Raw genomic sequence first — 17,800 nt, forward strand, 5'->3', positions numbered from 1 at the left:
ATATCAATTGATTATAAAATTAAATTTTTCTTTTGGCAAGTTATTTGTTTTCAATAAAGTGAAAAATATTTTTAACATCTAAAAAAAGAAATCATGTCACAGAGCCCAGTAGAAAAATTAAACGAAATAAAAGAAGAAGAATTAAGATTAAGGGATGAGAAAATTGCAAGAGGAGAATCTGTAGAAACTGCTGACGGTAGTTTGTTAAATGAAAAGAAAGGTTCTTACAGTGTTACCCCAAGTGATAGAAATAGAAGTCATAAAGGCGCTATCGGAATTGATAGAGATCCAACAGATATTTAAGCTTAACTATTAATTTAGAAATACAGCGATCTTAAAACAGGATCGCTTTTTTTATTGTTAAATGTTTATAATTGTTTAAACACATAATTAAAAATATGGAAAGAAGAAAGTTTTTAATGGGCTCGGGCTTAACTTTAGCGGCTTTGGCTCTCAACAAATTCACCTCGTTTGCTTCAATGAAAGATTTTGCTGCAGCTTATAACATTAAAATGATTAATGGTAAAATGGGTGTTTTTACCGAACAAGGTGGAACTATCTTATTTTTATTATCAGAAAAAGGTTTAATTGTTGTCGATTCACAATATCCAGACCCTGCTAAACATTTGGTAGAAGAGTTAAAAAAGAAATCTGATAAACCTTTTGATTTATTGATAAATACACATCATCATGGCGATCATACCAGCGGAAATATTGTTTTTAAAGGTTTAGTAAATGGCGTTGTAGCACACAAAAATTCTTTGGCTAATCAAAAAAGAGTTGCAGAAGAAGCCGCAAAAGCAGGTAAACCTGGTGTTGAACAATATTATCCAACTTTAACTTTTGAGAAAGATTGGAAATATAAAAACGGAAAAGATAGCATTAAGGCTTATTATTTTGGTGCAGGCCATACTAATGGAGATGCAATGATTTATTTTCCAGATCATAAAGTGGTGCATATGGGCGATTTGGTTTTTAACCGACGTTTTCCATATATAGATAAAACTTCTGGAGCAAATATTCACAGTTGGATAAAAGTTTTAGACAAAGCAATGTCCAAATTTGGTAGCGAGACCACTTATGTTTTTGGTCATGCGCTAGATCCTGAAAAGATAACCGGTACAATGGCAGATGTAAAAGCTTATCAAAACTACCTTCAAAAATTATTAGATTATGTTACTACAGAAATGAAGGCTGGAAAATCTAAAGAAGAAATAATGAAAGCTACATTTATTCCTGGTGCCGAAGAATGGAAAGGTGATGGGATTTCTAGAAGTTTAGATGCTGCTTATCAGGAATTGAGTTAATATTTTTTGGGCGTTTTAACACGCTTTCCGCTCTAGTTTTTTTGCTATTTGCATTATGGTAAGAGCAAAAAAAGCTGTCGCTACTATCGTTAACGCACTCATCTAATTAATATAATTTGTATCAAAAAATCAAAATCATTTTTACTTTTGAAAATGGATAAAATTGAAGTTCTTAAAGTCTCTTCTGAAGAAGAGTTGAAAAAAGTTTATCAAATTAGAACGACAGTTTTTGTTGAAGAACAAAACTGTCCTCCAGAATTGGAATGGGAAAACGAAGATGTTTCCACACATTTTTTAGCAAAACTTAATGATCAACCTGCAGGCGCATGCCGTTGGAGAGAAACTGAAAAAGGATTTAAATTAGAAAGATTTGCAGTTTTACCACAATTTAGAGGAAAAGGAATTGCCAGTAAAATGATTGCAACTTTACTTGCCGATTTACCCCAAAATGCTGATTACGTTTATCTTCACGCCCAAGTAACTGCGATGCCATTATATCAATTAGCAAATTTTAAAGCGGTTGGACATATGTTTGAAGAAGCTGGAATCCAACATTATAAAATGGTTTTAGATAATTAATCACTTTCTATTTATAAAAGAAAAACCTCGCTTGCGAATGCAAACGAGGTTTTTTTAAAATATGCTAAGTTCTATTTATAGTTGGAAAAATGCACAAAACTTAAATATCTATTTAGCTTTAAGCTTTAAGCCTATAGCTTTCTGCCTTACTTACCTTCATTCATAAAAACGAAGTTATGATCAAACATATCCAGTTTTATTTTGCTGTCTCGGTCAACCGTTCCTGCTAAAATTTGTTTAGAAAGTTCGTTCAAAATTCTTTTTTGAATCACTCTTTTTAAAGGTCTTGCGCCAAATTGTGGGTCGTAACCTAATTCTGCCAACCAATCTAAAGCCTCCTCAGATGCTTCAATGGTAATTCCCATTTCAGCTAAAGATTTTTGAACTCCCACAAACTGCAGTTTTACAATATCTCTAATTTCTTCCCTATTTAAAGGAGTAAACATGATAATTTCATCAATCCTGTTTAAAAATTCAGGACGGATGGATTTTTTTAATAATTCAAAAACCTCATTTTTGGTTTTGGCGATAACTTCATCTCTGTTTTCATCCACCATCAAACTAAAATTCTCTTGAATTAAATGAGACCCAATATTTGAAGTCATGATGATGATGGTGTTTTTAAAGTTTACCATTCTTCCTTTATTATCGGTTAAATGTCCATCATCTAAAACTTGCAATAAAATATTAAAAACATCTGGATGCGCTTTTTCAATCTCATCAAATAAAATTACAGAATATGGTTTTCTACGAACAGCTTCCGTTAATTGTCCACCTTCATCATAACCAACATATCCCGGAGGCGCACCAATTAATCTGCTTACTGCATGGCGTTCCTGATATTCACTCATATCAATTCTAATCATGCTGTGTTCATCGTTAAACAGGAACTCGGCTAAAGCCTTAGCTAATTCTGTTTTACCAACACCTGTTGTTCCCAAGAAAATAAAAGAACCAATCGGTTTTTTCTGATCACTTAAACCAGCTCTAGATCTACGTATTGCATCCGAAATCGCTTCAATTGCTTCAGACTGACCAGCAACTCTTTTATGCAACTCATCTTCTAAAAACAGTAATTTTTCTCTTTCACTAGCAATCAATTTATTTACCGGAATTCCTGTCCAGCGGGCAACTACACCAGCAATATCCTCAGAAGTAACTTCTTCTTTTAGCATCCTGCTATCAGAAGTTTTACTTTCCAATTCCTTTTTTAACTTGTCAACTTCTTCTTGAGTTTCTTTAATCCTTCCATATCGAATTTCGGCAACTTTTCCGTAATCTCCTGCTCTTTCGGCTTGTTCGGCTTCCAGTTTTAAATCTTCTATAGATTCAATTTTAATATTCACAGCGTCGACTAAATCTTTTTCACCTTGCCATTTCGCTTTTAATTCATCTCTTTCTGATGATAAATCGGCAATTTCTTTTGATAAATCGCTAACCTTGCGTTCGTCCTTTTCTCTTTTAATCGCTTCACGTTCGATTTCTAGTTGCATGATCTTTCTATCCAACTCATCCACCACTTCAGGAACAGAATCCATCTCCATTCTTAGTTTAGAAGCAGCTTCATCCATCAAATCGATGGCTTTATCTGGTAAAAAACGATCAGAAATGTAACGCTGGGATAATTCTACTGCAGCAATAATCGCTTCATCTTTTATCCTTACCTTATGGTGAGTTTCATACCGTTCCTTTAATCCTCTTAAAATGGAAATCGCATCTGCAGTATCAGGTTCTTCTACCATTACTTTTTGAAAACGACGTTCCAATGCTTTATCCTTCTCCAAATATTTTTGATATTCATTTAATGTAGTTGCCCCAATTGCCCTTAATTCGCCACGAGCCAGGGCTGGCTTTAATATATTTGCAGCGTCCATGGCACCTTCGCCACCGCCAGCACCCACTAAAGTATGAATCTCATCAATAAATAAAATGGTTTCGCCATCACTATCGCTAACTTCTTTGATTACCGCTTTTAAACGTTCTTCAAATTCTCCTTTATATTTTGCTCCCGCGATTAAAGCACCCATATCTAAAGAATAAACAACTTTAGATTTTAGGTTTTCTGGTACATCGCCTTTAATAATTCTAAAAGCAATCCCTTCTGCAATGGCTGTTTTACCAACTCCAGGTTCTCCAATTAAAATAGGATTGTTTTTGGTTCTACGCGATAAAATTTGAATCACTCTACGAATTTCTTCATCACGACCAATTACTGGGTCTAATTTGCCAGATTCGGCATATTCATTTAAGTTACGGGCATATTTATTTAAAGCTTGATAACTTGCTTCTGCATTTTGGTCGGTAACTTTTGCATCGCCACGTAAAGCAGAAATGGCTTTTTTCAAATCTTTTTCGATAACTCCTTGGTCTTTTAAAAGAGCAGCCGTTTTGTCTCCAGCATTTAAAATTGCTAGTAAAAGATGCTCAACCGATACAAACTCATCTTTAAATTCTTTTAGATAGGATTGCGCTTTTTGTATGGTAGCGTTTGCTGCATTAGATAAATAAACATTGCTACCGCTCACTTTCGGAAAAGTGGTAATTAATTCGTCTAAAGACTGGTTAAGCCGATTGATATTGACATTTAATTTTTTTAATATGTAACCTACAACATTTTCATCTACAGATAATAACGATTTTAAAATATGTGCATTCTCTATAGATTGTTGTTGAAAACCTGTTGTAATTTCAGAAGCTTTTTGAACTGCTTCTTGTGCTTTTATGGTGAAATTGTTAAAGTTCATTTTCGTTTTCTTTTCAACTATTCATTAACAAAAATGTATCCATTCTAAGTTTTTAATCTGCATCTGAAAATTTGACATAACTAATTGATTTTGAATGACTTTTTGACAATAATTTCATCTCTTTAATGAAATTTTAGCAGGTAAATTTAGTTTGAATATTATTTTTAGAGATTATGCATTGGATTTTAATTTAAATAAGGGATTAAAATTATCCTATATATTTGTGCAAAATTTAAAAATTCAATTTCCACTATGGATGGTATCAATATAAAGCAATTGGCAGAAGCTTTAAATGTTTCTACATCTACTATTTCTAGAGCATTTAGAAATAGTGGCGGTATTAAACAGCATACCAAAGATTTAATTTTAGCGAAAGCAAAAGAGTTAAATTATCAGCCTAACCATTATGCGAGTAATTTAAGAGACCAAAAAAGTAAAACCATTGCGGTAATAGTTCCAGAATTAGCCAATAATTATTTTTCGCAAGCCATACATGGGATAGAACAAGTTGCCAGAGCTAACGGTTATAATATCTTAATTTATTCTACCGATGATGATTTAGAAAAAGAGATGGATTTTATCCAGCATTTACATAATGGTAGGGTAGAAGGCATCATCATGTCGGTTTCTGGTGAAGCAGAAAATCATAATTATTTAAATGAATTTGGTGCCAGAAGATTACCAATGGTTCAATTTGATAGGGTTTATGATGATATTGATACCCCTAAAATTATTACGGATGATTATGATAGTAGTTTTATAGCTACAGAACATTTAATTGAGCAGGGATGTAAACGCATTGGTTATTTAGTGGTTAAGAAAGATCTTTCTATCGGTAAAACTCGAGAAGGAGGTTACATAGACGCACTTAAAAAGCATAACATTAAATTTGATGAGGAATTGATTATAGATTGTTCTAACAGTTATGAAGAAAATGATCCAATCATCAAAAAAGCTTTACAAGATTTAAAATTAGACGGGATATTTGCATCTGTGGAGCGTTTGGCTTTTGCAACTTATTATGCCAGCTATGATTTAAAAATAAATATTCCAAATCAACTAAAAGTAATTAGCTTTTCTAGTTTAGAAATCGCTCCATTACTTAATCCGTCTTTAACAACTATAACTCAACCCGCTATAGAAATTGGAAGTTTATCCGCAAAATTATTATTTGATATTTTATTAGATAAACCTAATGAATTTGATAGTAAAAATAAGCTTATTTTGAAGTCACAAATCATCCATAGAAATTCCACAAAAAAGGCGTAAAAAATGTAATTTTCAGGCATCAAAAAAATCAAAAATTTCTGATAGTTAGTGTGATTTACGCAGAATTTTATGCTTTTTTCGGGAACGTTCCCTAAAAAGAAGACTATTTTTCGGGAACGTTCCCGTTTTTGAGGTTTTTTTGTAGATGTGTAAAAAGCACACTAACTATATATTAAAATAATATTTATTAATCTGATAATCAGTTTAATAAATAGAATATTTATTAAAATAAATATGTTTATTTTTTGACATTTTCTTGTGAGTTTTAAGCTAAAAAAAATATTTTCTTAAAAATTTTGAATTAATAAAATGCTTTGTACATTGGTAATGTGTAAATATTCAAGATTTCACAACCAATTATTAACAATAAATAAATCAAAAAAATGAAAAAAAGTTACATGCTTAAACATGGTCTTTTTTTGCTAATTTTTATGTTAGCAATTAATGTGTACGGGCAGGTTGGTTCTATTACTGGAAAAGTAGTAGATGAGAACAATCTTCCACTACCTGGTGCCTCGGTTACCATCGACCAAATCAAAAAGTCAACTTCTACAGATGCAAACGGTGGTTATCGTTTAACGGGCATTAGTTACGGAGACGTTTCGGTAACTGTTAAATTTATCGGTTATGATAATTTTACTAAAACCTTAAAACTAAGCGCAGATCAAAGTACTTTAGATTTCAAATTAGTACCTTCTTCAAAAAGTTTGAGTGAAATTGTAGTGGTAGGTTATGGTACCAGTACAAAACGTGATGTGAAAGGATCTATAGTAAGTGTGGGTGCAAAAGCATTTGAAGATGTGACAGTACCTACATTTAATGCTGGCTTACAAGGGCGAGCTTCAGGTTTACAAGTTAGCCAATCTAGTGGCGTACCAGGTTCTGCAACAAGGGTAAGAATTAGAGGAACTTCTTCTATTTCTGGCAGTGGAGATCCTTTATATGTTATTGACGGTGTACCGGTTTTTAATGAAGACCCTAGCGATGGAGATTTTGGTAGAAACCCAACAAAAGCTGGTAAAATTGATCCATTATCTTATTTAAACCCTAATGACATTGAATCTATTGATGTTTTAAAAGATGCAGCTGCTGCAGCAATTTATGGATCAAGAGGTGCAAACGGTGTCATTCAAATTACTACTAAAAAAGGAAAAGCAGGAAAAACAGTTGTTTCTTTAAGTTCTACTTATGGAGTGAGTGAAATTACAAGAAAGCTTCCATTGCTAAATGCACCAGAGTGGTTACAAATTTATAATGAAGCGAGAGTGAATGATGGTGGACTTCCATTAGGCCCTAACGAATCTATTAGTCCAACAGGTTTCAGCTTTATACCTGGTCAAAATTTGGGTGTAAATACCGACTGGATTGATAAAGCGACAAGAAAAGGAGATGTTACTGAAACAAATCTTTCTGTTAGAGGTGGAAATGATAAAACACGTTTTTTCATTAGCGGAATTTATAGAAAAGAAAATAGTGTTTTAGAAGGCGGCGCATTTGAAAGAGGTGGAGCAAGAGTAAATATTGATAATAATGCAACAGATCGTTTAGATGTTGGTTTGCAGTTAGGTATTTATAGATCTAAGAATGATCAAGTTCCAACTTCGTTTAATGGAGGTATTGGAGCTGCTCAATCTTTTTCTTTACCTATTTATCCGGTATATAATCCTGATGGTTCTTTTTTTGGTACTCAATATCAAAATACAGGTTTTAATATTGTTGCCCAGAGAGCAAGCACTTATCAATCTAAAGATTTTAGAACTAATGGTAATGTTTATCTGGCTTATAAAATCTCTAAAGATTTAACATTTAGAACAGAAAACGGTTTAGACCTTCTAAATCAGACAGAAACTAGATTTGAATCTAACATTAATAGATATTTTACTGGTAAAGATTTTACTCAACCTAAGCCTTATCCAGACTTAGCTCCAATCGGTTTATCAACAGCAAGTCAAAGAGATTATCAGGTAATCAATATCAATACAAATAATTACTTCACTTTTAAAAAGAACTTTGGTTCTAAACATGTTACTGATGCCACCTTAGGTTTTAATTACCAAAGATCTAATCAAGCTCAGATAGCATTTTCTGCATCTGGTGGTGGTGTTGGTTTTATTAATCCTTATTATCAGCAGGGAAGTAACAACTTAGGTTTTGCTCCGGGCGCTAATGAGCCTGGTAATACCATTCCTCCAACTACTTCTGCATACGCTCAAGCTGATATTTTAACAGGTATTTTATCTTACTTTTTAAGAGCTAACTATAAATATGACGATAAATATTTATTTGGGATTAGTGCAAGGTATGATGGTTCTCCAAAATTTGGAGCTAATAACAAGTTTGGTTTATTCCCTGCTGCTTCAGCCGCCTGGATAATTTCAGACGAGGATTTCTTAAAGGATAATAAAGCAATTAGCTTTTTAAAATTGAGAGCTAGTTTTGGTATTACCGGTAATGATGGAACTCAGGTTTTCCAATATTTACAAACTTACTCTAGTGGTGGTTCTTATGCCGGGGGATTTGGTCAAAAACCTAATAACCTTTCTAATCCTGATTTAAAATGGGAGAAAAATCAAGGTGTTGATTTAGGTTTAGATTTTGGTTTCCTAAAAAATAGAATATCAGGAACAATAGGTGTTTATTCCAAAACTACTTCAGATATTTTAGTAAATATTCCGGTACAGCTATCTGCTACAGGTTTTGCAGGTAGAATTTTTGTAAATGCTGATGGTGTAAGAGTTAGAAATCAAGGTATTGAATTAGAGTTAACTACCAGAAATTTAACTGGCGATTTTAAATGGACTACTAATTTTAACATTGCTCATAACGGAAATAAAGTAACCGATGTAGGTATTTACACTTCTGGAGATGCTTTTGATACAGGTGAAGGTGATACTCGTATTTTAAGAGGATATCCATTAGGTATTAACTTTCTTCCTATTTATGCTGGTGTAGATCCAGCTAATGGAGATGAGTTAATATTTGATAAAACTACAGGAGCAAAAATTAAGTTAACTGCAGCTAGCCAGGATGCAAATCGTGTGGCTGTTGGAAAACCTAACCCTGATGTATTTGGTGGATTAGAAAATATTTTCAGCTATAAAGGATTTGATTTATCTGTTTTACTTTCTTACCAATATGGAAACAAGATTTATGATGATGGTGCAAAATACCAAATTGGTGGTCGTTTAGGATCGTGGAATCAGAGAAGAGAAATATTAAACAGATGGCAAAAGCCAGGTGATATTACAGATGTGCCAAGAGTTTCATTTATTGAAGGTGGTAGAGCAGATGCAAGTAATACTTCCCGTTTTTTGTATGATGCTTCTTTCTTAAGGTTAAGAACAACCACTTTAGCTTATAACTTACCTTCCGATATTATTAAATCTTTAAAAATTAGTAGTGCCAAGATATTTGTAAGTGGTCAAAACTTATTCGTATTAACAAAATATGCAGGTTGGGATCCTGAAGTAGTTAGATATAATTTCAACCCTACGCAGGCAAACTCGGCTTATGCTGCACCATATTTACCAACACCACAAGCCAGAACGTATTCATTAGGTATTAATGTTGGATTTTAATCAGAAAAAAATGAAAAGAAAAATATTTATCACCTTATTGCTGGGTACAATTGTATTAAGCAGTTGTAAAAAATTAATCGATATAGATCCTGTTAACAGCCAACCAGGATCAGAAACTCTTAAACTGGGAAAAAATGTTCAGGGTGTTTTAACATCAGCTTATGAAAGATTAACATCTAATCAATTTTTAGCTGGCGAAATTACACGCACCAATGAACTTTATGCGGATGATGTTGACTTTGCAAACGCAACAGGTGGTGCACCTGCTCAGTTTGTTAGCAGAGATTTTAGTTTATTCAATCAACAGGGTAGAGACCTTTGGGCAGCAGGATATACCGCAATTGGCTATAGTAATATTGTTATAGACGCTGTAGATAAAAACTTATTTACAGATTATACCGATGCTCAAAAAGCGCAAATGAAAGCTCAGGCTTTATTTATAAGAGGAGTTGCACATTTTGAATTGGTACGTTTATTTGCTAAACCATATAGCAATGGTCCTACAGTAGACGCTGGTATTCCTATTAGAATTATTGCAGTTACTTCAGACCAGGCTAAACAACAAGTTCCGAGAAATTCAGTTGACGAAGTTTATAAACAAGTGATAACAGATTTAAAGGAAGCAGAAACAACTTTGGTTGCGGCAAACTCTGTATTTGCAACAAAATGGGCTGCAAAAGCTTATTTAGCAAGGGTTTATTTTAATATGGGAGATTATGCTAACGCTTTCACCTATTCAAACGATGTAATAACTAACGGAGGTTTTAATCTAGGGACTTCTGTTACGGCTCCATTTAATTCATTAGGTGGAAGTGCTCCATCACCATTACCAACTGGAGTGCTATTTTTAGCAGTTTCTGATGGGAGCTTGTTAAGAGGAAATTTTTGGAATTCAGATTTGAATGCCACTTTTCTGCCTTTAAGTACCCAATTATATGCTGATTTCAACTCAAAAGGTGGTAATAGAAAAACTCAGCTCACTGTTGTAGCAAATAAACCAATATCTTTAAAATGGTCTGGTGGTGCGGCTATTAATGTTCCTACTATTCGTCTTGCCGAAATGTATTTAACAAGAGCAGAATCAAGAGTGCAAAAAGGAGCATTTGTAGATGCTGATGTAAGAGCAGATTACAATGCTGTAAGAGCTGTTGCAAATGTTACACCAGATAATACAACTACTGGTGCTGCTGCATTATTAGCTGTAATACGTACAGAAAGACACGTTGAGTTAGCCTTAGAAGGAGATAGATTTAATGAATTAAGAAGATTAAAATCTACTATCAGAGGTATTGCATTTAACGATAGCAAACAACTATTAAAGATACCAGACTCTGAAACAACTGCAAACCCAAATATTGTACAGAACTAATAAATTTAAAAACATGAAAAATTTAAAAACACTATTTTTCACATTTGCTATATTGACATCAATAGCTCTACAGTCTTGTGAAAAAATAAAGTACGCTGATGTTGGTGAGGCCATTTCCTTACAAGAAAACATAAAAGGTACGTGGAAAGTGAGCACAGCAACTCAAATAGATAACGATGCTGTGAACAAGAACTTCCCTTTAGCAGTTCAAAAATTAGATTTAACCAGCAGATTTCCTTACAGTACCGTAGTTTTTGCATTCAATGGCGAATCAACAGGAAATTATACCATTACAAATGCTGGAGGTGCACCATTATTTTTCCCTTTAACAGGCACATGGTCTTTAGATGGTACCAAAAATGGACCTGTTAGGGTAAAACTTGTTTCAGGTACACAAATAGCCTTCTTAGATTTCGCAAAAGCTTATCGGGCTTCAGACAATAAATTGAGTTTAAAATTTAGCAGGGCTGATAGTGATGGGAAAGTTTTTTTGAGCTATGAATTTAATTTCAACCGTAATTAATATCGAAATCATGAAAAAAATATTAAGCATAACATTAATGATACTTTTGAGTATTGGTTTGGCCAAAGCTCAAAAATCAAATCCTAAATACACCATTTCTCCAGCTAAATTCACTGCAGAAGATGCCATTACGATAACTGTAGATCTTACTGGAACAACATTAGCTACAAAAGGTCAAATTTATATATATGCTTTTAACCAAGCCGGACCAGGTTTATATAACGATTTTTGTGCAGATCAGTCTGGTGCTAAAATGACCAATGAAGGTAGTAACAAATGGTCTTTTAAACTTACATTGACCAATTATTTTAACGCTACACCTGCAAAAATTGGGACAACATTTGGATTTCTTTTTAAGGCCTCTCAAGCAAGTGGTTGCGGACAAGATGCAAACCAATCTGTAGATTTTTCAACAACTATTGAGTCTTTAGTATTCTCGCCAAGTGTATTTAGGGTTTTTCCAAATAAATTTACTCAAGACGATATTGTGACTTTTTACATGGATAAAAATCTTTTGGATCCGAGTAAAACTGCCTTAAAATCAGCAACAGAAATTTATGTATTTACTGACATTGACTATATAAAACCAGATGGTACAGGCGGTTATTTTCAAATTTCTCAGTTTTGCGAACCTGTAAGTACTACAGATGGAAATTATTATACCGGACAAACAACCGTAGCTGATAATTTAGCTTTAAAAGCCAAGGACGAAGGTAACGGTTTATTTGCATGGACAATAGTTCCTTCTAAATTCTTTAAAATAGGAGATACTACAAGTCCAAAATTCCCACCAGCAGGTTCAAAAATCACGAAAATTAAAGTCCATTTTAGAACAAGATTAAGTCCTTATTGCCCAGGTACAGTAGGTGATGCAGGTAGTTTAGGAGACAATTTTGGTATTCCTTTTCAATAAACAAATAAATTTAGGGTAGCTCTAAAAACTATTGTTATTAGATAGTAAATACATTGGATTAGTATTTCTAAATAGGAACATATAGATCCGTAGATAATTAGTAAACAGTTATTTACGTTCTTAAAATAAAGAAAGTAAATATTAAACTTCCAAAAAATAAGTCTAAAAACTCGATATTTTAAATATTGAGTTTTTAGAAATACCCTTAAATAATTGCCATGCATATTAAATTATTTTCAATCTTTTTATTTATTCCTTTTTTAACTAGTGCACAAACAAATCCTGTTTTATCTGCTGGTAATATCAATAGCGTTAAAATCGAAAATCAAAAAGTAAGTTTTAAAACTGATCATACTTTTGGAGAAATTATTATTTATAGTCCAAATATCATCAGAGTCAGGCTCGATAAAAAAGAACTACAGAAAGATTTTTCTTATGCAGTTATCGCTAAACCTCAAGATAAAAAAGCAAATATCACCCAAAATGAGGAATCAATAACCATCATTACAGATTCTTTAAAAGCCATCATTAACAAACAACCTTACAGCGTAGCATTTTATACTTTAGATGGTAAAATCATCAATCAGGATGAGAAAGGTTTGCAAAGCAGTTGGGTAGATGAAGAAGTTACTGCGTACAAACACATGCAAAATGGAGAGCGTTTTATTGGCTTAGGCGAAAAAACAGGAAACTTAGATAGGAGAGGAGAAGGGTATACCAACTGGAATACTGATGCTTTTGGATATGCAACAAATCGTGATCCTATTTATAGTACCATACCATTTTATATGGGAATTCATGATGGATTAAACTATGGAATTTTCTTAGATAACACCTATCAAACAGATTTCAATTTTGGCGCAAGTAATGATCGTTTTTCTTCTTTTGCCGCTCAAGGCGGAGAATTAAACTATTACTTCATTTATCACACACAACTAAAAGATATTATTACTTCATATACTGCCTTAACAGGCAGAATGAAAATGCCTCCGCTTTGGAGTTTAGGCTATCAACAAAACAGATACAGTTATTATCCTGATACTGAAGTAATGCGTATTGCTCAAACTTTACGTGAGAAAAAAATCCCTGCAGACGGAATTACTTTAGACATCCATTACATGGATAAATACAAATTGTTTACTTGGGATAAGGAGCGTTTTGCAAATCCAGAAGCGATGAACAAAAAGCTAAATGAAATGGGTTTTAAGACAACCGTTATTGTTGATCCAGGAATTAAAGTAGAGAAAGATTACGATGCATATGAAGATGGATTAAAAAAGGATGTTTTTATAAAATATCCTGATGGGACAAATTACTCCGGACAAGTTTGGCCAGGATGGTGCAATTTCCCTGATTTTACCAATGAAAAGGCGAGAGCCTGGTGGCGAGAAAAAGTAAAATTTTTCGCAAATACTGGTGTCTCTGGAATTTGGAACGATATGAATGAAATTGCGACTTGGGGACAAAAAATGCCATCAAATATTCTATTCAATTACGATGGTAAACTAGCAAGTAACAAACAAGCACATAATGTTTACGGAATGCAAATGGCCCGCTCAAGCTTTGAAGGTATGGTTGCAGCAACTAATAAACGTCCGTTTATTTTAACCAGAGCTGGCTATGCTGGTTTACAAAGATATACCGCAATTTGGACAGGCGATAATCGCTCCGAAGATGACCACATGTTATTAGGTGTAAGGTTAATGAGTAGTTTAGGATTGAGTGGCGTTTCTTTTACAGGAATGGATATTGGCGGTTTTACTGGAGGTCCTTCTGTTGGATTATATGCAAAATGGATTCAGTTAGGGGCCTTTAATCCTTATTTCCGAAACCATACAGCAGTTAATACAAAATCTTCAGAACCATGGACTTATGGTGAAGAAGTAACAGAAATTTCTAGAAATTACATCAGCTTACGCTATAAACTATTGCCTTATTTATATTCCACTTTTAATACATCAGTTACAACTGGTTTACCTGTAGTGCGTAGTTTAGCTATTGATAATACTTTTGATCCTAAAATTTACGATACTCAATTTCAAAACGAGTTTTTATTTGGACAAGCATTTTTAGTTGCCCCATTTGAGAGTACCAAAGATTTTGGGAACATCTATTTCCCTAAAGGCAACTGGTACAATTTATATACTGGTGAAAAACAAGCTGGAAATAGTGAAAAGATTATCCGCCTAAGTTTAAATAAAATGCCGGTTTATGTAAAAGAAAGTAGCATTGTGCCGATGCAATCTTTAATTCAAAGTACCGCAGAGCAACCGACAGATACCTTAATTATCAATATTTTTAAAGGAAATATTAATAACAGTTTTGTTTACTATGAGGATGATGGCGAAAGTTATAATTACGAAAAAGGAGATTTTTACAAACGTAAAATCAGTTACGATGCAACACATAAAACTATCGTTTTTGATCAAGCAGAAGGAAGTTTTAAATCGAAATTTAAATACTTAAAATTGATGTTTCATGGTTTTGATTCCGGTGATAATATCAATTCAGGAAAAGCTTTACAAGCAGATTTCGCTTCGTTTTTAACGCCAATTTCAAAATTCGACCCGCAAGGATCAGCAAACTCTATAGAAGGTTATAAAGTAAAAAGCGTTGTTTTAAGTAATGATGCAAAGAGATTTGAGATAAAATACTAAGAGTGCCCATAAAGCATAAAAGCAAAAGCCAAAATGAACGCCAAATTCGGCCTTGACTTTTGCGGTACAGATGAAGAAAGTAAAAGCACTTCCTCTCCCAGCAAAAGGCGCAGCCGAGAGTTTTTGGTTACTTTTTGCGGAAAAAAGTAACAAGAAGAATGTGTTCCAGCGGGCAAAGGTCTTAACGAGTTAATAGAGGCTGAATAGACCCTTGATACGTAAATGTGAGATGTTTCACTATCGCTCATCATGACGACAGTGTTAAAAAGCTTACCATCGAACAAAAGAAATATACAATTCAATAAAATGAAGAAATTATTAATCATCCTTTCCCTTTTTATTAGCTACAGCAGCTTTGCTCAAATACCTGATTTAGAAAGAGTGGAACCCATGTTTTGGTTTACAAAAATGCACAATCCAAAATTGCAGCTTTTGGTACATGGAAACGATATTGCAAATCATGAAGTAAAAATTAATTACCCAGGAGTTACTTTAACAAAAGTTAATAAGGTAGAAAATCCAAATTATCTGTTTTTAGATTTAATGATCACAGCATCGGCGAAAGCTGGAAAATTTACCATTGAGTTTACAGTAAAAGGAAAGAATAAGCTGAGTTATGTTTACGAATTAAAAGATAAAAGCACCGATAAAAACCGCATTCAAGGTGTTACACAAAAAGATTTCATCTATTTATTGATGCCAGATCGTTTTAGCAATGGTGATAAAAGCAATGATGTTATTAAAGGCTTAAAAGAAACTAATTTAAATCGTGATAGCATGTATTATCGTCACGGTGGGGATATTCAGGGTGTGATTAATCATTTAGATTACCTGAAAGAATTAGGCGTAACCACTGTTTGGATGACTCCTGAAATTGAAAATGATATGCATTTGGCCTCTTATCATGGATATGCAGTTACCGATCATTACAAAATTGACCCACGTTTTGGTACAAACGAACTGTACAAAAAATATGTAGAAACTGCTCATGCAGAAGGTTTAAAAGTCATTAAGGATATTGTTCATAATCATATAGGTTCTAACCATTGGTTTTACAATGATTTACCGATGAAAAGTTGGTTAAATCAATGGCCAGTTTATACGCAAACTTCTTATCGTGACCAACCGGTAATGGATCCCCATGCTTCCTCAGCTGATAAAAAGAAGATGTTAGATGGTTGGTTTGTTCCTACCATGCCAGATTTGAATCAGAGAAATTCTTACGTTCAAAATTATTTAATTCAAAATCACATTTGGTGGATTGAATACGCTGGGATTGACGGTTTGCGATTGGATACTTATCCTTATAATGATGCCGAATTTATGGCTGATTGGGAAATTAAGCTTAAAGCGGAGTTTCCGCATTTATCCATTTTTGGAGAGACATTAGTTTCAACTGTTGCTAGTCAGGCATTTTTTACAGGCGGCAATACCGTAAACCGAGGTTTTGATACACATTTGCCCGGCATTACAGATGCTGTTTTAAAAGACGCCATTTATGAAAGTTTAAACGGAAAAACTGGCTGGACAGATGGAATCAATCGCATTTATGCAACATTGGCTCAAGATTTTCTTTATAAAGACCCAACTCAAAACTGCATTTTCTTAGACAACCATGATATGAGTCGTTTTTACTCTATGGTGAATGAGGATTTTGCTAAATATAAAATGGGAATGACCATGCTTTTAACAATGCGTGGAATCCCTCAAATGTATTATGGAACTGAAATTTTGATGAAAAATTATTCTAATCCTGATGGTCTGGTTCGTTCTGATTTTATGGGTGGATGGGCTACAGACAGCTTAAATAAATTTACTGATAAAGGACGAACAGAAAAAGAAAACGAAGCATTTAATTTCGTGAAAACATTGGCTAATTATCGCAAAAAAAACGAGGCTTTACAAAGTGGAAAACTGATGCAATATATACCAGAAAATGATGTATACGTCTATTTCCGTTACCTGCCAAACCAGCCAAAGGGAACGGTAATGGTCATCATCAACAATACAGATGATGATAAAAGGTTGGATACCAAAAGATTTAGCGAAAGAACTAAAGGAATTACCAAGGCTAAAGACATTTTTAGCGAAAAAGAAATGGGAATCAGCGAATTGGAAATTCCAAAGAAAAGTGCAATGGTTCTAGAATTGAATTAGTGTTTTAAACAAAATGAAAGAAAATATAAAAGGTTTACTGTTTGATTTGGATGGAGTGTTGGTAGATACCGCGGTTTACCATTATGACACTTGGTTACGTTTGGCAAAAACGATGGGCTTTACGTTTAGCGAAAAACAGAATGAAGAACTAAAGGGCATTAGCCGGATGGATAGTTTAGACAAGATTTTAGGTTGGGGAAATGTTTCTAAATCAGATGCTGAAAAACTAGAATTAGCCACACAAAAAAATAATTGGTATGTGGAGATGATCAATAAAATGACACCGGCGGAAGTTTTACCCGGAGCACTCGATTTTTTGCAATCGGCACAAAAACAAGGTTATAAAATGGCTTTGGGTTCTGCAAGTAAAAACTCTTCTATCATTTTAAAAAACACAAATATTGCTCATTTTTTTGATGCGATTGTTGATGGAAATAGCGTGTCGAAATCTAAACCAGATCCAGAAGTATTTTTAAAGGGAGCAGAATTGTTAGGATTAAAGCCATCAGAATGTGTGGTTTTTGAAGATGCTGCCGCAGGAATTGAAGCTGCAAAAAGAGGTGGAATGAAAGCGATTGGAATAGGCGATGAATATATTTTAAAACAATCAGATAAAGTGGTAAGCGGTTTAGATCAGCTAGCCATCCAAGATTTACAAGAACTATAAATTATATGGGATAAAGAGATTCAAGATTTGTATCAAA

General features: G+C 33.7%; 12 protein-coding genes. 11 read left to right on the forward strand and 1 reads right to left on the reverse strand.

Features of this window, described 5'->3' with window-relative positions; translation table 11 throughout:
* Positions 1–93: 93 nt before the first annotated feature.
* The 3 genes from A5893_RS04795 (at position 94) to A5893_RS04805 (ending at position 1,886) form a co-directional block, all read left to right on the forward strand.
* A complete protein-coding gene (locus A5893_RS04795) occupies positions 94–303 on the forward strand; it encodes a hypothetical protein (RefSeq protein ID WP_068821380.1) in 210 nt (69 codons plus the stop codon).
* A gap of 95 nt (positions 304–398) precedes the next feature.
* Positions 399–1,307 carry an MBL fold metallo-hydrolase gene (locus A5893_RS04800; protein ID WP_068821381.1) on the forward strand — a complete coding sequence of 303 codons (909 nt, stop codon included), beginning with the start codon at positions 399–401 and terminating at the stop codon, positions 1,305–1,307.
* Between the two features lie 153 nt (positions 1,308–1,460).
* Complete coding sequence (locus A5893_RS04805) at positions 1,461–1,886, forward strand: GNAT family N-acetyltransferase (protein ID WP_068821382.1); 426 nt, start codon at positions 1,461–1,463, stop codon at positions 1,884–1,886.
* Positions 1,887–2,032: 146 nt separating this feature from the next.
* Here the strand turns inward: A5893_RS04805 and clpB are convergent, their stop codons facing one another.
* Positions 2,033–4,630, reverse strand: coding sequence for an ATP-dependent chaperone ClpB (gene clpB / locus A5893_RS04810; RefSeq protein ID WP_068821383.1), 2,598 nt, complete (start codon positions 4,628–4,630; stop codon positions 2,033–2,035).
* Positions 4,631–4,882: 252 nt separating this feature from the next.
* Here clpB and A5893_RS04815 point away from each other — a divergent pair, with 252 nt between their 5' ends.
* The 8 genes from A5893_RS04815 to pgmB all read left to right on the forward strand — a co-directional run bounded on the left by A5893_RS04815 (position 4,883) and on the right by pgmB (position 17,763).
* Entirely contained in the window at positions 4,883–5,899 is a 1,017-nt protein-coding gene (locus A5893_RS04815; protein ID WP_068821384.1) for a LacI family DNA-binding transcriptional regulator, read from the forward strand.
* A gap of 383 nt (positions 5,900–6,282) precedes the next feature.
* The gene (locus A5893_RS04820; RefSeq protein WP_068821385.1) at positions 6,283–9,477 is read left to right on the forward strand and encodes a SusC/RagA family TonB-linked outer membrane protein; all 3,195 of its coding nucleotides are present in this window, start codon (positions 6,283–6,285) and stop codon (positions 9,475–9,477) included.
* Between the two features lie 10 nt (positions 9,478–9,487).
* Positions 9,488–10,846, forward strand: coding sequence for a RagB/SusD family nutrient uptake outer membrane protein (locus tag A5893_RS04825; protein ID WP_198342263.1), 1,359 nt, complete (start codon positions 9,488–9,490; stop codon positions 10,844–10,846).
* 13 nt (positions 10,847–10,859) lie between these two features.
* Positions 10,860–11,369 (forward strand): DUF5004 domain-containing protein, encoded by a 510-nt coding sequence (locus A5893_RS04830; protein WP_068821387.1) that lies wholly within the window; start codon positions 10,860–10,862, stop codon positions 11,367–11,369.
* A 10-nt stretch (positions 11,370–11,379) separates the two neighbouring features.
* A complete protein-coding gene (locus A5893_RS04835) occupies positions 11,380–12,282 on the forward strand; it encodes a DUF4961 domain-containing protein (protein WP_157687446.1) in 903 nt (300 codons plus the stop codon).
* 218 nt (positions 12,283–12,500) lie between these two features.
* Positions 12,501–14,939, forward strand: coding sequence for a glycoside hydrolase family 31 protein (locus A5893_RS04840; protein WP_068821389.1), 2,439 nt, complete (start codon positions 12,501–12,503; stop codon positions 14,937–14,939).
* A gap of 306 nt (positions 14,940–15,245) precedes the next feature.
* Positions 15,246–17,096 carry a glycoside hydrolase family 13 protein gene (locus A5893_RS04845; RefSeq protein ID WP_068821390.1) on the forward strand — a complete coding sequence of 617 codons (1,851 nt, stop codon included), beginning with the start codon at positions 15,246–15,248 and terminating at the stop codon, positions 17,094–17,096.
* Positions 17,097–17,109: 13 nt separating this feature from the next.
* Positions 17,110–17,763 (forward strand): beta-phosphoglucomutase, encoded by a 654-nt coding sequence (gene pgmB / locus A5893_RS04850; protein WP_068821391.1) that lies wholly within the window; start codon positions 17,110–17,112, stop codon positions 17,761–17,763.
* Positions 17,764–17,800 lie beyond the last annotated feature (37 nt).

Origin of the sequence: Pedobacter psychrophilus, from assembly GCF_001652725.1 — a bacterium.
GTDB lineage: Bacteria > Bacteroidota > Bacteroidia > Sphingobacteriales > Sphingobacteriaceae > Pseudopedobacter > Pseudopedobacter psychrophilus.

What these genes read in the sequence shown, in the direction of transcription:
- A5893_RS04795 (WP_068821380.1), top strand. Translation starts at nt 94, where the DNA reads ATGTCACAGAGCCCAGTAGAAAAATTAAACGAAATAAAAGAAGAAGAA.
- A5893_RS04800 (WP_068821381.1), top strand. Translation starts at nt 399, where the DNA reads ATGGAAAGAAGAAAGTTTTTAATGGGCTCGGGCTTAACTTTAGCGGCT.
- A5893_RS04805 (WP_068821382.1), top strand. Translation starts at nt 1,461, where the DNA reads ATGGATAAAATTGAAGTTCTTAAAGTCTCTTCTGAAGAAGAGTTGAAA.
- clpB (WP_068821383.1), bottom strand. Translation starts at nt 4,630, where the DNA reads ATGAACTTTAACAATTTCACCATAAAAGCACAAGAAGCAGTTCAAAAA.
- A5893_RS04815 (WP_068821384.1), top strand. Translation starts at nt 4,883, where the DNA reads ATGGATGGTATCAATATAAAGCAATTGGCAGAAGCTTTAAATGTTTCT.
- A5893_RS04820 (WP_068821385.1), top strand. Translation starts at nt 6,283, where the DNA reads ATGAAAAAAAGTTACATGCTTAAACATGGTCTTTTTTTGCTAATTTTT.
- A5893_RS04825 (WP_198342263.1), top strand. Translation starts at nt 9,488, where the DNA reads ATGAAAAGAAAAATATTTATCACCTTATTGCTGGGTACAATTGTATTA.
- A5893_RS04830 (WP_068821387.1), top strand. Translation starts at nt 10,860, where the DNA reads ATGAAAAATTTAAAAACACTATTTTTCACATTTGCTATATTGACATCA.
- A5893_RS04835 (WP_157687446.1), top strand. Translation starts at nt 11,380, where the DNA reads ATGAAAAAAATATTAAGCATAACATTAATGATACTTTTGAGTATTGGT.
- A5893_RS04840 (WP_068821389.1), top strand. Translation starts at nt 12,501, where the DNA reads ATGCATATTAAATTATTTTCAATCTTTTTATTTATTCCTTTTTTAACT.
- A5893_RS04845 (WP_068821390.1), top strand. Translation starts at nt 15,246, where the DNA reads ATGAAGAAATTATTAATCATCCTTTCCCTTTTTATTAGCTACAGCAGC.
- pgmB (WP_068821391.1), top strand. Translation starts at nt 17,110, where the DNA reads ATGAAAGAAAATATAAAAGGTTTACTGTTTGATTTGGATGGAGTGTTG.